This window comes from Streptomyces sp. NBC_01198 (assembly GCF_036010485.1).
In the GTDB taxonomy this organism is placed as follows: domain Bacteria; phylum Actinomycetota; class Actinomycetes; order Streptomycetales; family Streptomycetaceae; genus Actinacidiphila.
On sequence record NZ_CP108568.1, the window covers coordinates 2,759,781 to 2,777,057 of the forward strand.

General features: G+C 73.0%; 21 protein-coding genes. 7 read left to right on the forward strand and 14 right to left on the reverse strand.

What is annotated here, in order from left to right; all coding sequences use genetic code 11:
• Positions 1 to 74 precede the first annotated feature (74 nt).
• From OG702_RS12235 to sigE, 4 genes are all read right to left on the reverse strand, one after another.
• Positions 75 to 689, reverse strand: a complete 615-nt coding sequence (locus tag OG702_RS12235; protein ID WP_327288901.1) for a hypothetical protein — start codon at positions 687 to 689, stop codon at positions 75 to 77.
• Between the two features lie 184 nt (positions 690 to 873).
• Entirely contained in the window at positions 874 to 1,350 is a 477-nt protein-coding gene (locus OG702_RS12240; RefSeq protein WP_327288902.1) for a sec-independent translocase, read from the reverse strand.
• Positions 1,351 to 1,478: 128 nt separating this feature from the next.
• On the reverse strand, positions 1,479 to 2,456 hold the full coding sequence (locus OG702_RS12245) for a zf-HC2 domain-containing protein (RefSeq protein WP_327288903.1): 978 nt from the start codon (positions 2,454 to 2,456) through the stop codon (positions 1,479 to 1,481).
• Complete coding sequence (gene sigE, locus OG702_RS12250) at positions 2,453 to 3,217, reverse strand: RNA polymerase sigma factor SigE (RefSeq protein WP_327288904.1); 765 nt, start codon at positions 3,215 to 3,217, stop codon at positions 2,453 to 2,455. The genes OG702_RS12245 and sigE overlap by 4 nt, the downstream gene beginning before the upstream one ends.
• A 212-nt stretch (positions 3,218 to 3,429) precedes the next feature.
• Between sigE and OG702_RS12255 the strand changes: the two genes are divergently transcribed.
• The gene (locus OG702_RS12255) at positions 3,430 to 4,065 is read left to right on the forward strand and encodes an O-methyltransferase (RefSeq protein ID WP_327293195.1); all 636 of its coding nucleotides are present in this window, start codon (positions 3,430 to 3,432) and stop codon (positions 4,063 to 4,065) included.
• A gap of 61 nt (positions 4,066 to 4,126) precedes the next feature.
• On the opposite strand, the gene OG702_RS12260 is transcribed toward OG702_RS12255, so the two are convergent.
• Positions 4,127 to 4,294, reverse strand: a complete 168-nt coding sequence (locus tag OG702_RS12260; RefSeq protein WP_073493047.1) for a DUF3117 domain-containing protein — start codon at positions 4,292 to 4,294, stop codon at positions 4,127 to 4,129.
• Positions 4,295 to 4,564: 270 nt separating this feature from the next.
• Between OG702_RS12260 and OG702_RS12265 the strand changes: the two genes are divergently transcribed.
• Entirely contained in the window at positions 4,565 to 5,347 is a 783-nt protein-coding gene (locus OG702_RS12265) for an enoyl-CoA hydratase/isomerase family protein (protein ID WP_327288905.1), read from the forward strand.
• Positions 5,348 to 5,383: 36 nt separating this feature from the next.
• Here OG702_RS12265 and OG702_RS12270 read toward each other — a convergent pair whose 3' ends face one another.
• On the reverse strand, positions 5,384 to 5,974 hold the full coding sequence (locus tag OG702_RS12270; protein WP_442814398.1) for a DNA-3-methyladenine glycosylase I: 591 nt from the start codon (positions 5,972 to 5,974) through the stop codon (positions 5,384 to 5,386).
• Positions 5,961 to 6,353, reverse strand: a complete 393-nt coding sequence (locus OG702_RS12275; RefSeq protein WP_327288907.1) for a DivIVA domain-containing protein — start codon at positions 6,351 to 6,353, stop codon at positions 5,961 to 5,963. The genes OG702_RS12270 and OG702_RS12275 overlap by 14 nt, the downstream gene beginning before the upstream one ends.
• Before the next feature lie 156 nt (positions 6,354 to 6,509).
• On the opposite strand from OG702_RS12275, the gene folP reads away from it, so the two are divergent.
• Entirely contained in the window at positions 6,510 to 7,322 is an 813-nt protein-coding gene (gene folP / locus OG702_RS12280; RefSeq protein WP_327293196.1) for a dihydropteroate synthase, read from the forward strand.
• A gap of 15 nt (positions 7,323 to 7,337) precedes the next feature.
• Here the strand turns inward: folP and OG702_RS12285 are convergent, their stop codons facing one another.
• The 3 genes from OG702_RS12285 to dapE form a co-directional block, all read right to left on the reverse strand.
• Positions 7,338 to 8,147 (reverse strand): TIGR00730 family Rossman fold protein, encoded by an 810-nt coding sequence (locus OG702_RS12285; RefSeq protein ID WP_327288908.1) that lies wholly within the window; start codon positions 8,145 to 8,147, stop codon positions 7,338 to 7,340.
• 16 nt (positions 8,148 to 8,163) lie between these two features.
• The gene (locus OG702_RS12290; RefSeq protein WP_327288909.1) at positions 8,164 to 9,237 is read right to left on the reverse strand and encodes an alpha/beta hydrolase; all 1,074 of its coding nucleotides are present in this window, start codon (positions 9,235 to 9,237) and stop codon (positions 8,164 to 8,166) included.
• A gap of 108 nt (positions 9,238 to 9,345) precedes the next feature.
• A complete protein-coding gene (dapE, locus tag OG702_RS12295; protein ID WP_327288910.1) occupies positions 9,346 to 10,413 on the reverse strand; it encodes a succinyl-diaminopimelate desuccinylase in 1,068 nt (355 codons plus the stop codon).
• Positions 10,414 to 10,713: 300 nt separating this feature from the next.
• On the opposite strand from dapE, the gene OG702_RS12300 reads away from it, so the two are divergent.
• Both OG702_RS12300 and OG702_RS12305 read left to right on the forward strand, forming a co-directional pair.
• Complete coding sequence (locus OG702_RS12300; protein WP_327288911.1) at positions 10,714 to 11,658, forward strand: heavy metal transporter; 945 nt, start codon at positions 10,714 to 10,716, stop codon at positions 11,656 to 11,658.
• A 270-nt stretch (positions 11,659 to 11,928) separates the two neighbouring features.
• Entirely contained in the window at positions 11,929 to 12,354 is a 426-nt protein-coding gene (locus tag OG702_RS12305) for an ATP-binding protein (protein WP_327288912.1), read from the forward strand.
• 361 nt (positions 12,355 to 12,715) lie between these two features.
• On the opposite strand, the gene dapC is transcribed toward OG702_RS12305, so the two are convergent.
• Positions 12,716 to 13,813 carry a succinyldiaminopimelate transaminase gene (gene dapC / locus OG702_RS12310; protein ID WP_327288913.1) on the reverse strand — a complete coding sequence of 366 codons (1,098 nt, stop codon included), beginning with the start codon at positions 13,811 to 13,813 and terminating at the stop codon, positions 12,716 to 12,718.
• A 109-nt stretch (positions 13,814 to 13,922) separates the two neighbouring features.
• A complete protein-coding gene (gene fdxA, locus OG702_RS12315; RefSeq protein ID WP_327288914.1) occupies positions 13,923 to 14,243 on the reverse strand; it encodes a ferredoxin in 321 nt (106 codons plus the stop codon).
• A gap of 108 nt (positions 14,244 to 14,351) precedes the next feature.
• Between fdxA and OG702_RS12320 the strand changes: the two genes are divergently transcribed.
• Positions 14,352 to 15,329 (forward strand): GNAT family N-acetyltransferase, encoded by a 978-nt coding sequence (locus OG702_RS12320; RefSeq protein ID WP_327288915.1) that lies wholly within the window; start codon positions 14,352 to 14,354, stop codon positions 15,327 to 15,329.
• Positions 15,326 to 16,147: a transglutaminase-like domain-containing protein gene (locus OG702_RS12325; protein WP_327288916.1), complete on the forward strand. Its 822-nt coding sequence runs from the start codon at positions 15,326 to 15,328 to the stop codon at positions 16,145 to 16,147. Before OG702_RS12320 ends, OG702_RS12325 begins: the two co-directional genes overlap by 4 nt.
• A gap of 68 nt (positions 16,148 to 16,215) precedes the next feature.
• Here the strand turns inward: OG702_RS12325 and OG702_RS12330 are convergent, their stop codons facing one another.
• Positions 16,216 to 16,836: a response regulator transcription factor gene (locus OG702_RS12330; RefSeq protein WP_327288917.1), complete on the reverse strand. Its 621-nt coding sequence runs from the start codon at positions 16,834 to 16,836 to the stop codon at positions 16,216 to 16,218.
• 43 nt (positions 16,837 to 16,879) lie between these two features.
• Entirely contained in the window at positions 16,880 to 17,206 is a 327-nt protein-coding gene (locus OG702_RS12335) for a nuclear transport factor 2 family protein (RefSeq protein ID WP_327288918.1), read from the reverse strand.
• Between the last annotated feature and the right edge of the window lie 71 nt (positions 17,207 to 17,277).

Sequence of the window (17,277 nt, forward strand, 5' to 3'; positions counted from 1 at the left end):
GCGCGAGAAGCCCCCACCGGCGGAAGGTCCGGACACCGCCGGCAGGGGCAGCCGGGGCGGACCCCGTAAAAGCGCTACGCGCCGTCGTACGCGCGGATGTCGGGGATGGCCGCCAGGGCCAGCCCGTACGCGCTCATGCCCCGGCCGAAGGCCCCCAGGTGCACTCCGCGGGCCGAGCCGGCCAGCACCCAGCCGTATTCGGACTCGCGGTAGTGGAAGGGGGTCGGTTCGCCGTCGACCGGGAGGGTGAGCGCGGACCAGCCGGCTCCGTCCAGGTCGTCGGCCAGTTCCCAGGCCGTCGCGGTCTGCTGGTCGAGCCAGTCCTGCCGCAGGGCCCGCTCCATCGTGGTGGGCCAGGTGCAGGCCAGCAGGCCCGAGCCCGCCAGCCAGGCCGCCGAGGAGACCGACGTGGCCTCCAGCAGCCCGGTACCGTCCGCGGTGCGCCGGCCGGGGCGCTGAGCCACCGTCATGACGACGGCGAACCGCAGCGTCTCGTCGGCCGGGTCGGCCTTGAGCGTGGGTTCGTCACCATGCCCTATCGAGCCGTATTCGACCGTGCCGTCTCCGCTCGCCCCGGTCGTGTGCAGCCAGCGGCGTCCGGTGAACGCCTCGTCCAGCCCGTACCACGGGAAGTCGGCCATCAAGTAGCCGTCGACCGCCCCCTGTGCCGAACCGGTCTTCGTCTCCATTTGGGTCGCGCCTCCTCATTGCCCTTCTGGGCGACTCGCCATCTTGCCCGACCCTGGGTGGGTTAGGGGGCAGAAACGGCGCGGGGTGACGGCGAACACATGGACAATGATCACTCGATCGGGCGAAAAACCCTGATCCGGTTGACTTCGTGACCCGTCGAAACGGGAGCGGGCGAGGGAAGGTTCAGGTGGCGTCGGCGTCGAAGGGCGGCGGCTCGTCGTCGTCCAGCTGCTCGCGCTTGCGCAACCGGTCGGGCGTGCCCGTCCCGGGCGTGCCGCCGGTGGCCGTGGCGGTGCCCTTGCGGGCGGCGGGGGCCACCGTCTCCACACCGTTGACCGCGTCCGTGACCTCGGCCATCTCCTTGCGCAGGTCCAGGCTGTTGCCCAGCTCCCGCAGCTCCTTGAGGCCGTACTCGTCCTCGTCGTTCATCAGGTTCTTGCGGATGAACGTCTTCGGGTTGAGGTCCTCGAACTCGAAGTCCTTGAACTCCGGGCCCAGTTCCCGCCGGATGTCCTCCTTGGCGCTGTCGGAGAACTCCCGCACCTTGCGGATGAAGGCCATCGTGTCCTGGATGACCTTCGGCAGCTTGTCGGGTCCGAAGACGAGCACGGCAAGGACCACGAGCGCGACCAGCTCAAGCGGGCCTATGTCGAAGAACACCTTGCAGCTCCTTGGGACGTCCGCAGCCGGGAGGGCTGAGTCCGGCGGGCTTTACGTTACCTGCCCGCCCAGGTGAATCGGGAGTGGCTGCGGCCAACACTACGTCGCGGCAGGGTGAAGCCCGCGTCTCAGCGCAGTGCCGCGGAGCTGCCCACCGAGCCGTTGAGCGCCGGAGTACGGCTGACGGTGAAGGGCTCGGCCGGGAGCGCGCCAGGGGTCGCCTGCGGGCTGCTCAGGGCCACCGAGGTGACCGATGCCACGGTGGACGCCGACGCCAGGCCGCCCGGCAGCGGCACGCTGACCTGCCGCAGCCGCCGCTCCTCGCGCGCGTCCAGCAGGTCGCGCGGGGTGGTGCTGTGGGTGTCGGTGACCGAGTTGGCGGCGCTGAACGGGGTGACCGCGGGTCCGTCGTCCGGGTGGGCGCCGCCGTCGACGCCCGCCTCCATCGGCAGCGCGCCGCCGATGGCGATGGCGGCCATCGAGAACGCACCCGCGGCGGCGAAGGCGAACCGCCTGCTGCGCGAGGGCGACCAGGCCCCGCCGCGGCCGGCCGGGCCGTCCAGCGGGGCGGGGGCGCCGTGCTGCTCGCCGGTGAGGGTGCGGGCCAGCTCGTGGATGCGGAAGCCGCGGGCGCCCTTGCCGTCGCCGGGCGCGACCAGGTCGGCGGCCGGGGCCAGGTAGGACAGCTGCCGCCGGCCGCTACCGGAGCCGAAGACTCCCGAGCCGAGCAGGCCGCCGTCGAAGGGGCCGCGCCGGCCGCCGGGCGGCATCTCGTGGACGTCACGGCCGCCGAGGGCGCCCCTGCCGTCGCTGCCGGGGCCGTCGTCCCCGCTGTCCTTGGGGCCGCAGCCGCCCAGGCCCTGCAGCCTGGCCATCAACCCGGCGGAGATCGCGGGCAGCTCGCAGGCCGCCACCACGCTCTTGAGCCGCCGCTGTTCGGTGGCGGCCGCCTTGCACTGCGGACAGGTCGCCAGATGCGCCTGCACCCGCTCGCGGGCGTCGTCGGCCAGCTCACCGTCGACGAACGCGGCGAGCCGGTCGCCGAGGTGCTGCTCGGCGGGCGCGGTGCGCTGCCCGCGCTGCTCGCCGAAACCGGTGCTGCTCACGCTCTCCCGCCCTCCAGGCCAGGTTCGGCTACGACGGCGGCGAGCGCGGGGACCGGCCGGGCGCCGGGCGCCCGGTGCTCCAGGGCCTTGCGCAGGTGCGAGCGGCCGCGGTGGATCCGGCTGCGCACCGTGCCCAGCTTCACGCCGAGCGTCGCCGCGATCTCCTCGTACGACAGCCCCTCGATGTCGCACAGCACCACGGCGGCCCGGAACTCCGGCGCGAGGGTGTCAAGCGCCTGCTGGACGTCCGCGTCGAAGTGCGTGTCGTTGAAGTGCTGCGCGGGGGACGGCTCGCGGCTGGGCAGCCGCTCGGCCGCGTCGTCGCCGAGGGCGTCGAAACGGATGCGCTGGCGGCGCCGCACCATGTCGAGGAAGAGATTGGTGGTGATGCGGTGCAGCCAGCCCTCGAAGGTGCCGGGCGTGTAGGTGGACAGCGAGCGGAAGACCCGCACGAAGACCTCCTGGGTGAGGTCCTCCGCGTCGTGCTGGTTGCCGGTCAGCCGATAGGCCAGCCGGTACACCCGGGCACTGTGCGTGCTGACGATCTCCTCCCAGGAAGGAGGCGTCCACGCCTGAGGGTCCCCGTCGGTGGCGAAAGTCGCGGTCGAGGAGTCGTTGTCGCGTGAACTGTCATCAGCAGTCTTGGTCACGGATTTCGGCTGTCCGGCCGACCATCGAATGCGCGTGAGCACCGTCCGGTCACCGGCCGCAGCCGCACCTCCCCTGTCGGCTCTGGTGGTGTCCAGTAGAGCCCCTACCATATCCACCTCGCCCGTTAGCTCCGGATAAATGCAGTGCTGCCTCCGGGCCGGGGACCCGCGCCACCGCGGCGGACCCCGCCCGTGTGCCTACATGGTGCTTAACGCGCAGTCCCATCAGCGGGTTCCCCGACCCAACGGATAGGGTCGCCCGGGCGGGGCCGCACACCGTCACCGGACGGTCATCGGGCACAGTCGGCTACGAGGAGAGGGCCATTACCGGCAACCGGCAGGCGAGCTGGGCGTTCGCCGACGCTTTCGTCGCCGAGGACGACGCCCTCATACGCGCGAGGGCCCGCTCGCGTGCGTCGGGTCTGCGGCCCGTCTCCCCCGGCACCGGCGCGGCGCTGCGGCTGCTGGCCGCGGCGGGCAACGCGAAGCACGTGGTCGAGATCGGCACCGGCACCGGCGTCTCCGGCATCCACCTGATGCACGGGATGCGCCAGGACGGGGTGCTGACCACCGTGGACACCGAGCCGGACCGCCAGCAGCTGGCCCGCGAGGCCTACCGCGAGGCCGGCTTCGCCGCGAACCGCTCCCGCTGCATCCCCGGCGCCGCGCTCGAAGTGCTGCCCCGCCTCACCGACGGTGCGTACGACCTGGTCTTCTGCGACGGCGACCGGCTCGAATACCTGGACTACCTGGACGAGTCGCTGCGGCTGCTGCGCCCGGGCGGCATCGTCTGCTTCGAGGGCGCCTTCGCGCAGGGCCGCGCCCTGGACGCCGCCCACCAGGACCCGGAGTCCCTGGCGCTGCGCGAGCTCCTGCGGGCGGTCCGCGACAGCCAGCGCCTCTCGCCGGTCCTGCTGCCCACCGACGACGGCCTGCTCTGCGCGGTCCGCCGGCCGTGAAAAGGGGCGCGGCCACACACGGTGAAGTGCGTGGCCGCGGGATGTCAGGGGACCGCTGGTCTCAGACGATGGCCTTCTTCAACGCATCTCCGAGGGCATCCGCCTCGTCCGGGGTCAGCTCGACAACAAGCCGCCCGCCGCCCTCAAGCGGAACGCGCATAATAATGCTCCGCCCCTCCTTGGTCACCTCGAGCGGGCCGTCACCCGTCCGCGGCTTCATGGCCGCCATGCTCGTTCCCCTTCCTGAAACCAGCTCGGACTCGAACACATTGGTTCTCGGCCATTATCCCGCATCTTCCTGCCCGATGACCAACAGCAGTGGCACTCCGTTCCTCAATCGACACCCGCAAAACCTGTCAATTCGGCGCCCGGGCCGTGCAGTGCCGGGCGCGGGGGTCCCCGGCGGCGCACAAAAACAGTTGACGTAGGTCACATGACCTCCGGTCCGCGGGTCCGGCATCCTGGCCAGGACCGTTGCCGCGACGAAGGGGTTACTGCCATGGCCGACAGCGTGCTGTACGAGGTGGCCGACGGGCTCGCCACCGTCACCCTCAACCGCCCCGAGGCGATGAACGCCCTCGACACCGGCACCAAGGTGGCACTGCGGGACGCGCTGCAGGCGGCGGGCGCCGACCCCGCGGTCAGGGCGGTGCTGCTGACCGGCAACGGGCGGGCCTTCTGCGTCGGCCAGGACCTCAAGGAGCACGTGGCGATCCTGGCCGCGGGCGGCGGCATGACCACGGTCGCCGAGCACTACAACCCCATCACGCTGGCCATCGCGACGATGCCCAAGCCGGTGGTCGCCGGGGTGAACGGGGTCGCCGCGGGCGCCGGCGCGGGCTTCGCCTTCGCCGCGGACTACCGGGTGGTCGCGGACACCGCGTCGTTCAACACCTCTTTCGCCGGGGTGGCCCTCTCCGCGGACTCCGGGATGTCCTGGAGCCTGCCCCGGCTGGTCGGACCGTCGCGCGCCGCGGACCTGCTGTTCTTTCCGCGTGCGGTGCCGGCGGCCGAGGCGGCCGAGCTCGGCATCGCGAACCGGGTCGTCCCGGCCGCCGACCTGCCGGGCGAGGCGCTGGCCGTCGCCCGGCTCCTCGCGTCGGGGCCGACCATCGCCTACGCCTCCATCAAGGAGGCTCTCGCCTTCTCCGCCGCCCACCCGCTCGCCGCGGCCCTGGACCGGGAGGCGGAACTGCAGTCCGCGGCGGGCGCCTCCGCCGACCACCGCGAGGCGGTGAACGCCTTCCTCGCCAAGCGGGCGCCGCACTTCCAGGCCCGCTGACGCCCGCCGCGGGCGGCGGCCCTGGGCGGCCGCCGCTCAGCGTGCGGAGCAGCCCGCCAGGTGGTCGTTGACCAGGCCGCAGGCCTGCATCAGGGCGTAGGCCGTCGTGGGGCCGACGAAGCGGAAGCCGTGGGACTTCAGCGCCTTGGCCAGGGCCACCGACTCCGGCGACGTCGCGGGGACGTCGGCCGTCGTGCGGGGGGCGGGCCTGGTCGCCGGGTCGGGGGCGAAGGACCAGATGAGGGCGTCGAGACCGCCCTCGTCCCGCAGCGCCTGGGCGGCGAGCGCGTTGGCGATCGACGCCTCGACCTTGGCCCGGTTGCGGATGATCCCGGGGTCGGCCATCAGCCGCTCCCGGTCCGCGTCGGTGAACGAGGCCACCGCGTCGATCGCGAAGCCCTTGAAGGCCGCCCTGAAGGTCTCCCGGCGGCGCAGGATCGTGATCCAGGACAGGCCGGACTGGAAGGCCTCCAGGCACACCCGCTCGAAGAGCGCCTCGTCGCCGTGCACCGGCCGGCCCCACTCCTGGTCGTGGTAGGAGACGTAGTCCGGTGCGGACAGCCCCCACGGGCAGCGCGCGAGCCCGTCCTCGCCGACCACGACACCGCCGGGCTCACTCACCGGCACCGCCCCCGCCGCCCGCGTACCCGTGTCCCGGCTCGCCGGCGGGCGGGCCGGCCGGCTCCTCCTGCTTCCGCAGGGACATCGTCGTCGTCCCGTGCGTGCCGGCGAGCGACGACTCCAGCTCGGCGATCCGCGCGTCCCGCTCGGCCAGTTCCGCGCCGAGCCGGTCGAGGACCTCGTCGACGTCGAGCATGCGGTAGCCGCGTACCGCCGTCGGCAGCCGCACCGCGTCGATGTCGGAGCGGATCAGCGGGCGGTCGGCGGGCAGCCGGTCGTCCAGGCGGTCGGTGCCTGCGTCCCGCAGCGGGCCGCCTTCACCGAGCACGGCCATCGCCACCGCGGCGACCACCGCGACCAGCGCGATGAGCATGAACCAGAACAAGTCGATCTCCCGGAGTCCGGCCGTGGGGCCTGCCGTACATGGTCAGGCCGTCCATGTCAGGCACGATCGTGCCACGATCGCATGAGTCTGAGATGAGGAGCGGCAGTGGCACTTCGGCTGGGCACCCGGGAATTCGGCGAACGGGAGCCGGTGATCATGGCGATCGTGAATCGTACGCCCGATTCGTTCTACGACCAGGGCGCCACCTTCACCGACGAACCCGCCCTCGAACGGGTCGCGCTCGCGGTCTCCGAGGGCGCCGCGATCATCGACATCGGCGGGGTGAAGGCAGGTCCGGGCGCCGAGGTGTCGGCGGCCGAGGAGATCCGCCGCACGGCCGCCTTCGTCGGCGAGGTGCGCCGCCGCCACCCGGACGTGGTGATCAGCGTCGACACCTGGCGGCACGAGGTCGGTGAGGCGGTGTGCGAGGCGGGCGCCGACCTGCTCAACGACGCCTGGGGCGGCGTCGATCCCGAGCTGGCCGCGGTGGCCGCCCGCCACGACGTCGGGCTGGTGTGCACGCACGCGGGCGGCGCGCAGCCGCGGACCCGGCCGCACCGGGTCGGCTACCAGGACGTGATGGCCGACATCCTGCGGGCGACCTGCGGCCTGGCGGAACGCGCCGCGGGCCTCGGGGTGCGCAGGGACGCGATCATGATCGACCCCGGGCACGACTTCGGGAAGAACACCCGGCACTCGCTGGAGGCCACCCGCCGCCTGCCGGAGATGGCGGCGACGGGCTGGCCGGTGCTGGTCTCGCTGTCGAACAAGGACTTCGTCGGCGAGACGCTGGACCGCCCGGTCAAGGAGCGGCTGATCGGCACGCTCGCCACCACCGCGGTCTCGGCGTGGCTGGGCGCCCAGGTCTACCGGGTGCACGAGGTCGCGGAGACCCGGCAGGTGCTGGAGATGGTGGCCTCGATCGCCGGCCACCGCCCGCCCGCGGTCGCCCGCCGCGGACTGGCGTGAGCCCCGGCGGGCGGGTCAGGCGCTCTCCTTGGTGACCCGCTCGACCGCGTCGTCCACGTCGTCGGTGACGTGGAAGAGCTCCAGGTCGGCCGCCGACGCCTTGCCCTCGGCGACCAGGCTGGACCGGATCCACTGGACCAGCCCGCCCCAGTACTCGGTGCCGAACAGCACGATCGGGAAGCGGGTGACCTTCTTGGTCTGCACGAGGGTCAGCGCCTCGAAGAGCTCGTCCAGGGTGCCGAAGCCGCCGGGCAGCACGACGAAGCCGCGGGCGTACTTGACGAACATCGTCTTGCGGACGAAGAAGTAGCGGAAGTTCACCCCGATGTCGACGTAGGGGTTCAGGCCCTGCTCGAAGGGCAGCTCGATGCCGAGGCCGACCGACACCCCACCGGCCTCCAGCGCGCCCTTGTTGGCGGCCTCCATGGCGCCCGGGCCGCCGCCGGTGATCACCGCGAAGCCCGCCTCGGTCAGCGCGCGGCCGATCCGTACGCCCGCTTCGTACTCCCGCGAGTCGGCCGGGGTGCGGGCGGAGCCGAAGACGCTGACCGCCGGGCCCAGCTCGGCCAGCGCGCCGAAGCCCTCGACGAACTCGGACTGGATGCGCATGACCCGCCACGGGTCGCCGTGCACCCAGTCGGACGGCCCGCGGCTGTCCAGCAGCCGCTGGTCGGTGGTGCCGGTCTGCACCTGGCCGCGCCGCCGCACGACCGGTCCTGTGTGCCGCTCCGGCCAGCCCTTGCCGTACGGCAGCTCCTCCGCGGCCGCATTAGCCGCGGCCGCGGCCTCCTGGGCGTCTTCCGGGACGCCTCGTGCTTCTGTCATATCGGCAGCCTACGCATCAGGGTGCCGCGGACGGCGCCAAAGGCACAGCTCGCGGCGCTTCGAGGCGAGCGCTCACCCAGGTGAAGGCGTCGGGGAACATCCGGCCCCAGGTGTTCCAGTTGTGCCCGCCGTTGCTCAGCTCCAGCGTGCTGACCTCGGTGGGCGGCTGGGCGGCGCCGGTGATCCAGTCGGCGAACTTCGGCGGGCTCTCCCGGTCCTGCAGGCTCGACTCGACCAGCAGCCGCACGTCCGGACGGCTGGTGCGGGCCAGCCACAGCGGCGAGCGCACGCCCTTCGAGGGGTCGTCGGGGGCCAGCGCGGCGCCCGCGGCGAAGGTCTCGGGGTGCTCGAACGCGAGCCGCGCCGCGCAGTAGCCGCCGGTGGATATGCCCATCACCGCCCAGCCGCGGGGCGCCGGAAGCGTACGGAAGTTGTGCGAGATCGTCTTGACCACGTCGTCGGTCAGCCAGGTCTCGACCTTGCTCTTGCCCGCGACGTCGGCGCAGCCGGTGTTGACCCGGTCAGGGGTGATGGTGGGCAGCACCAGGATCGCCGGCTCCGCGCGGCCCGCGCTGATCTGGTCCTGCATGATCCGGCCCAGCCGCATCCCGCGCAGGAAGCTGTGCGGCGTGCCCGGTATGCCGTGCAGCACCTCGATGACCGGGAAACGCGTATGCGCGAATTCCGGCTTCGCGTACTGCGGCGGCAGCCAGACGATCACGTCGCCCTTCGTGCCGCTGTCGAAGCCGTGCACGGTGGCCCGCTCGAAGCCCTGCGAATACGAGGCGAACTTCACCGCGTAGTCCGGCACCGCCGGTGCCGGGGCGCCCTGGGCGACGGACCGGCCGCCGCCGGAATTGGCATGGCCGAGCAGGTCGTCCCACGAGGCGTAGAAGCCGTATTCGTTGTTCGCCGTGACCATCACCACGAGAATCGCGGTGATCTGGCAGACCACGATCATGCCCACCCGCAGGGCGAGCCGCAGCGGGCGCGGCCCGGGCACCCTCGGCCACAGCAGCACCGCACCGGCCACCGCGGCCACCGCGGCGGCGACGAGCAGCGCGGCGAACCAGCCGCTGGTCAGTCCCATGACCCGGCTCCTCCCCCCGTCCCGAACCGGACGTATCCGATCAACCTTGCCGGGGGGAAGGACCGGCGCGCACCCCGATTCGGTTGCCTGGCGCAGGGGTGATCTGCGTCAGGCGGTCAGCCAGGCGGTCAGCTTCCGCTCCGCCTCGCGGATCGCCGCGACCTCGACGTGCTCCTCGCGGGTGTGTGCGAGCGTGGGGTCGCCGGGCCCGTAGTTGACCGCGGGGATCCCCAGCGCGGAGAAGCGGGCCACGTCCGTCCAGGCCTCCTTGGCCGCGGGCGCGGTGCCGATCGCCTCGACGAAGGCCGCGGCCGCCGGATGCGACAGGCCGGGCAGCGCGCCGGGAGCGCTGTCGGTGAGCACCACGTCGAAGCCGTCGAAGACGGTACGGACCCGCTCCAGCGCCTCCGCCTCGCTCTGGTCGGGCGAGAAGCGGTAGTTCACGGTGACCGCACACGTGTCGGGAATCACGTTCCCCGCGTGGCCGCCCTCGATCATGACGGCGTTCAGCCCCTCGGGATACGTCAGCCCGTCGATCTCGACCCGGCGCGGCTCGTACCCGGCGAGCCTGGCGAGGATCGGGGCGGCCTTGTGGATCGCGTTCTCCCCCAGCCAACTGCGGGCCGAGTGCGCACGGCGCCCGGTCGTCTCCACCCGCACCCGCAGGGTGCCCTGGCACCCGCCGTCAACCCGGCCGCCGGTCGGCTCCATCAGCACGGCGAAGTCGCCCGCGAGCCAGTCCGGGTGCCGCTCGACCAGCCGCTTGAGCCCGTTGAACTCGGCGGCGATCTCCTCGGCGTCGTAGAAGACGTAGGTCAGGTCGCGGTCGGCGTCGGCGAGGGCCGCGGCGAGCTTGAGCTGGACCGCGAGCCCCGCCTTCATGTCGCTGGTGCCGCACCCCCACAGGACGCCGTCGGCGTCCAGGCGGGACGGCAGGTTGCCGGCGATCGGCACGGTGTCGATGTGGCCGGCCAGCACGACGCGCTCGGCCCTGCCGAAACGCGTTCTGGCGACCACCGCGTCGCCGTCGCGGTCCACGGTGAGGTGGGGGTGCGCGCGGAGCGCCTCCTCGATCAGGTCGGCGAGCGCCTTCTCCTCGCGGCTCACCGACGGCACGTCCACGAGGGTCGCCGTGAGGGCGGCCACGTCTGTCCTGAGGTCAAGTCCGCGTCCCATACCCCCGCACTCTAGGCGCTCCGCGCCTAGGGGGGTCACGTGCGGGTGCCCATGCCACGTGCGCCTGCCGGCGGCCCTGGGGGGTGAGTGCCGCGTGCGGTGGCGTTCACCCTTTCGGTGCGATGTGGCCGGGCGCGCAGTTCCCCGCGCCCCGGCAAAGGCTCACCCCCTCCCGGCAAAGGGCACCCCTCGGGGGCGCGGGGAGCCGTGCGGGCAGGCGCGGCGGGGGAATTGACGTGATGTCACAGCAAGTGGCAATCACGTGGCGCGCGCGGGGACGAAGATCGGTACGCTCAGCCCGTGCCCACGTCAGGCGCCTCGTCGGGGCGCGAACGCAACCGCCCGCGCCGCCGCGCGATCCGCGCGCTGAGCGCCCTTCTGGTGCTGGCGGCAGCCGCCTACGTGGCGTACCACTTCGCGGTCAAATCCACCCAGTCTGCGGGCTGCCGGGTGCACTCCGACGACGACACTCTGGAGCTGACGCAGTCCCAGGCGGCGAACGCCGCGACCATCGCCGCCGTGGCGACGGCCCGCGGGCTGCCGGAACGGGCCGTCACCATAGCCCTGGCAACCGCCCTGCAGGAGTCGCGGCTCGACAATCTGGATCACGGCGACCGCGACTCGCTCGGCCTCTTCCAGCAGCGCCCCTCGCAGGGCTGGGGCACCTCGCAGCAGATCCTGGACCCGGTCTACTCGACGAACGAGTTCTACGACGGCCTGGTCAAGATCGACGGCTACTCCCGTCTCCCCCTCACCGTCGCCGCGCAGAAGGTGCAGCGGAGCGGCTACCCGCAGGCGTACGCCAAGCACGAGGCCGACGCCACGATGCTGGCCGCGGCCCTGGTCGGCCGCAAGGCCGGGGCGCTGAGCTGCACCACCGGCGAGGACAAGCCGGACAGTGCGGGTGGCGCCCCCGGCGACCCCGCCCTGGTGACCACCCGGCTGAAGCGCGAGTTCGGCGCTCAGGCGCGCCCGAAGACGGCCGGGCAGCCGGCCAGCACCGTGACCGTACCGGCGGCGCCGGCCGGCGGCGGGGCGGCGGGCGACACCGCCCGGCGGGGCTGGCAGCTGGCCGAGTGGTCGGTGGCGCACTCGCAGGACCTGAGGATCGCCACGGTGTCCTTCGGCGGCATGCAGTGGCGGGCCGCCCGCTCCGGCAGCGGCTGGCAGAAGGTACCGGAGGCCGCGGGCGGCAGCCCGGACAGTGCCGACAGCGGATTCGTACGGATCACCGTCGCGCAGTAGTGCACGCTTTCACCCGCGGGTGGATTTCCGCGGCGGCGGGCCCGTGGCCGTCGCGAACCACCTTTTCGGGGGCTGATTTCCGTGCCGGGGCAGGGATGTGACGTTTTTTCACGGCGGCCGCCGGTCATATCAGCTGTCCGTTATATCCCCTGTGCCGGATGACTATTATGCGACACATTGCCCATTCTTTACCTCGGATGGCCGCAACCTTCCGGCGCTCCCGCCGATAGTCACGGCGTTGTTGGAGACCACTCGCCCGCAAGGAGCACCATGTCCCTCACCCTCACGCGCCGGATCGCCCAGGCCGCTCTGCTGCTCGGTGCCGCCGCCGCACCCCTGATCGGTGCGGGCGCCGCGCACGCCGCCGCGCCCCAGCAGGCAGTGGGCGGACTGACCAACCTCGACGGCGCCGGGCTGGGCTCCGCCGTCGACGGCACCTCGCAGCACGCCGCCGGGCTCGCCACGAAGGGCGGCACCGAGGCCGTGAAGACCACCGTCCCGGCCGCGGGACGCATCATCGGCACCGCGGGCCGCGCCGCCACGCCCGCCGCACAGCAGAGCGCCGCGCAGGCCACGGACACGGCCGGCCGCATCGTCGGCGCGACCGCCGAATCCCTCCCGGTCGCAGGCGCCCTCCCCAACACGGGCGCCCTCCCCACCGACCAGCTCCCCCTGAAGGCCCTCCCCTTGGGCTGACCCCGCCTGGTGACCCGACGCCCGACCGGGGGGCAGACCCCGTCCGCCCGGAAAGCGGTGCCGATCCGCCCCGCCCCCCACCCCGTGTAGCCGGCGAGCCAAAGGGCGCGCCGGTGTCGAAAGGGAGAACGCGCGGAGGCCCCCGAGGAACGAGGGGGTCGAGCACGATCGAGTGTCGACAACGGGTTCAAAGCGCCCGGAGGCGAGCCGGCGGCAAAAGGGGCAGTCGAGCACGATCGAGTGTCGACACCGGGTACAGAGCGCCCGGAGGCGAGCCGGCGGCAAAAGGGCAGTCGAGCACGATCGAGTGTCGACACCGGGTACAAAGCGCCCGGAGGCGAGCCGGCGGCAAAAGGGGCAGCTAGCTGAGGCGGGAGACGGCGGCCGCGATGCGCTCGTCGGTGGCGGTCAGGGCGACGCGGACGAAGTCGGCGCCGGGGGGGCCGTAGAAGTCGCCGGGGGCGACCAGGATGCCGCGCTTGGCCAGGTCGGCCACCGTCTCCCAGCAGGGCTCGCCGCGGGTCGCCCACAGGTAGAGGCTGGCCTCGCTGTGTTCGATGCGGAAGCCGGCCGCCTCAAGGGCGGTACGCAGCGCGGTGCGGCGGCGGGCGTAGCGCTGCTTCTGCTCGACCGCGTGGGCGCGGTCGCCGAGGGCGGCGACCATCGCGGCCTGCACGGGCTGCGGCACGATCATGCCGGCGTGCTTGCGCACCGCGAGCAGTTCCGCCACGATCGCGGGGTCGCCGGCCAGGAAGGCGCCGCGGTAGCCGGCGAAGTTGGACCGCTTGGACAGCGAGTGGACCGCGATCAGCCCGTCGTGGCTGTCGCCGCTGACGTCGGGGTGCAGGACCGAGACCGGCTCCTCGCCCTCCCAGCCCAGCTCGATGTAGCACTCGTCGGACACCACGAGGATGCCGTGCTCGCGCGCCCAGCCCACGATCCGGCGCAGCTCGGCGGCGCCGAGGACCCGGCCGGTCGGGTTGGAGGGGCTGTTCAGCCAGAGCAGCCTCACCCGTGCCGGGTCGAGGTCGGCGACCGGGTCGTCGTAGGTGACCGGCTCCGCGCGGGCCAGCAGCGCGCCGATCTCGTACGTCGGGTAGGCCAGCTGCGGGTAGCCGACCTGGTCGCCCTCGCGCAGGTCGAGCAGCGTCGGCAGCCAGCCGACCAGTTCCTTGGAGCCGATCAGCGGCAGCACGTGCCGGGGGTCGGCGCCGGCCACCCCGTGCCAGCTGCGCAGGTACTCCGCGGCGGCGGCCCGCAGCGCGGCGGTGCCGTAGGTCAGCGGGTAGCCGGGGCTGTCCGCGGCGGCAGCCAGCGCCTGCCTGATGACCTCGGGCACCGGGTCCACGGGAGTGCCCACCGAGAGGTCGACGACACCGTCGGGATGCGCGGCGGCAGCCGCCTTGTACGGCTCGAGTCGGTCCCACGGGAAGACCGGCAGGCGGGCGGAAATACTCACGTGCTCACACTCTCACTCTGCCCGGACGCCTCGGCCCCGTACGGCGCTGCGGCGCGTACGGGGCCGTGGCGGAAGACGCCCTCGGGGCGCGGCGTGCTGTGGTGCGTACTTACTGGTTCTGCGGGGCCAGCTCGGCGATGAAGGGGTGGTCGCGGTCGATCAGACCGAGCTTGGACGCGCCGCCGGGCGAGCCCAGCTCGTCGAAGAACTCGACATTCGCCTTGTAGTAGTCCTTCCACTCCTCCGGGGTGTCGTCCTCGTAGAAGATGGCCTCTACCGGGCAGACCGGTTCACACGCGCCGCAGTCGACACATTCGTCCGGGTGGATGTACAAGGACCGGGCGCCCTCGTAGATGCAGTCGACCGGGCACTCTTCGATGCACGCCTTGTCCTTGACGTCGACACAAGGCTGCGCGATGACGTAGGTCACGCTGTCGTTCCTCCTCGATAGGGCTCATCTCGCGCGGGAGCGCGGCGTCGTCGATGCCCGCACCTAGTATCTCCGTTCCTGGGCACGAACCGAACAGGAGGGGCACGCATGCCAGCGGATTTCTCGGCCGGCGCACGACTCGAACTCCGCATTACCCCCGCTGACGTGGGAAGACGCGTCTCGGTGCGGCAGTTGGCCGAGGTCACTGACGGGCGCCCCACGTTCACCGATACGGTCGGTGTTCTCGCATCCTGGGACGGGGGAGTGGTGTACATCACGCGCAGGACCGGCGAAACCGTCGGAATCGCCGAATCCGCCCTCGTCGCGGGCAAGGTTGTCCCGCCCGCTCCGGTGCGGCGGGCCACGGCCGTGCCCGCGATGACGGACGAGGAGCTGGACGCGGTCGCCGCCCGGGCGTGGCCCGCCCCGGAGACCGCCCGGCTCGGCGGCTGGACGCTGCGCCACGCGGGTGGTTTCACCCGGCGGGCCAACTCGGTACAGGTCGCGGGCGAGCCCGGCGTGCCGCTGGACGAGGCGCTCGCCGAGGTCGTCCGCTGGTACGGCGAGCGCGCCGCCACGCCGTACCTCCAGCTGTCCGACTCCTCGCCGTACGCCGCCGAGGCCGCCGCCCGCGGGTGGCTGCGGGAGGCCGACACCCTGGTCAGGACCGCGCCGCTGGCCCCGCTGACGCTGCTGCCTGAGGCGGCCGGCCCCGTGACGCTGTCCCGCACGCCGGACGCCGGCTGGCTGGCCGCCTACCACCGCACCGGGGACCTCACGGACGCCGCGCTCCAGGTCGTCACCGGCGGGCCTTCGGTCTGGTTCGCCGCGATGCCCGGCGCGATCGGGCGGGCCGTGGTCGACGGCCGGTGGGCCCTCTTCGGAGCCGTCGAGGTCATACCGTCGCACCGGCGGCGCGGCCTGGCCACCGCCGTCATGGGCGCGCTCGCCCGGCGGGCCGCGCAGGAGGGCGCCACCGCCGCGTATCTCCAGGTCGAGGCGGACAACGAGGCCGCCCGCTTCCTCTACGACGGGCTCGGCTTCAGCGACCACCACGGCTACCACTACCGGCGACCGGCGGCATGAGCTCACCCGACGCCGCCCCCGAACCCGAGCCGGTCCCCGTACGGTTCGCCACCGCGGCCCGCGACGAGCGGCCCGACCTGGCCGAGCTGTGCCTGCTCATCGGCGCCCGCGCCGACCCCGCGCTGGACGGCGCCGCCTGCGACGCCGCGCAGATCGAGCTCGACCGGCTCGCGGGCCTGCTGCCGCACGGCCTGGTCACCCCGATGGACTGGGCGGCCGCGCTGCACCGCGTCCTGGGCGCCGGACACGGCTTCCACGGCACCCAGGGCGACTACCAGCGGCTGACCTCCTCGCTGCTCCAGGAGGTCCTGCGGCGCCGCCGCGGCCTGCCGATCCTGCTGTCGGTGGTCTGGATCGAGGTCGCCCGCCGGGCCGGCGCCCCGGTCTACGGGGTCGCGCTCCCCGGCCACTTCGTCGTCGGCCTCGGCGACCCCGACGGCGAACACGTGCTGGTCGACCCCTTCGAGGGCGGCCGCCTCCTGTCCGGCGCGGACCGCCGCACGGCCGGCGCGGACGCCTTCGGCTCGGCCGACCCGCTGGACGTCGTCCAGCGCATCCTCAACAACATCCGTGCCTGGGCCGCGCCCCGCCCCGAACACCGCCCGGTCCAGCTCTGGACCCTCGACCTGACGCTGCTCCTCCCCCGCCACCCGGCCAAGCTGCGCTACGAGCGGGCGCAACTCCTGGTCACGATGGGCGATTTCCTCGGCGGGGCCGCGGAGATGGACTCCTACGCGGAGGTGATCGGGGCGTTCGACCCGGAGTCCGCCTCGGCCATCCGCTCCCGGGCACGGGCCGCGCGGGCCCACTTGAACTAGCCGCTGCGGGGTGCGCGCTGCCCGGCCCTCGCGGTGGCCGTCCAGTCCGCGGCCGGGGGCCGGGTGGGTCAGAGCCAGCCTTTTTCGCGGGCTATGCGGGCCGCTTCCGCGCGGTTGCGGGCGCGGGTCTTCTGGATCGCCGTGGACAGGTAATTGCGCACCGTGCCCTCGGAGAGCCGCAGGCGGCGGGCGATCTCGGCGTTGACGCTGCCGTCGGCCGCCGCCGTCAGGACGTCGCGCTCGCGCGCGGTCAGCGGGTCCGCCCCGTCGGCGAGGGCCGCCGCGGCCAGGGTCGGGTCGATCACGCGCTCCCCGCGCAGCACCCGGCGTACCGCCTCGGCCAGCTGCGCGGCGGGGGCGTCCTTGACCAGGAAGGCCTCCGCGCCGGACTCCATCGCCCGGCGCAGGTAGCCAGGGCGCCCGAAAGTCGTCACGATCACGACCTTCACCGCCGGGCACTGCGTACGCAGCAGCGCCGCCGCCTCGATGCCGGTCATGCCGGGCATCTCGATGTCCAGCAGTGCCACGTCAGGCGTGTGCGCCCGGGCCGCGGCCAGCACCTCGTCGCCCCTGGCGACCTGTGCGACGACCTCGATGTCGTCCTCCAGCCCGAGCAGCGTCGCCAGCGCCTCCCTGACCATCGACTGGTCGTCGGCGAGTAGCACCCTCACGGGCCGCGGGTGGGTCATGCGGCCAGCCTAGTGATTCCGGGCTCCCCCGCGGCCCCCGGCTTCAGCCTGTGATGCGCATCAGGGCGACCCGGTCGCCGTGCACCGTGAAGGCGAAGTCGGACGGGCCGTTGAAGCCGTTGCCGCCGACCTGGGCGCTCACCGTGGTCGTGTCGCCCTCGGTGCGGGAGCCGGTCACTTCGAGCCGTACCTGCTTGCCGATGAATTCGGCGTCACTCCAGCGGCGGATCGCCTCGTGGCCGCGGAATTCGCGTCCCCAGTCGTTGACGGCCCCGTCGTCGGCGAAGGTGTGCAGGAAGTCCTCGATGGCCCCGGCGTTGGCGGCTTCCAGCGCGGCCGCGACGGGGATGGGCAGGGGTGCGTGCGTCATGCCCTGCCCAACGAAAGCCACCGCCGTCCCGGCACCCGCCGAACAGGTTCACCTCGGCGGGCTGGCGGCGC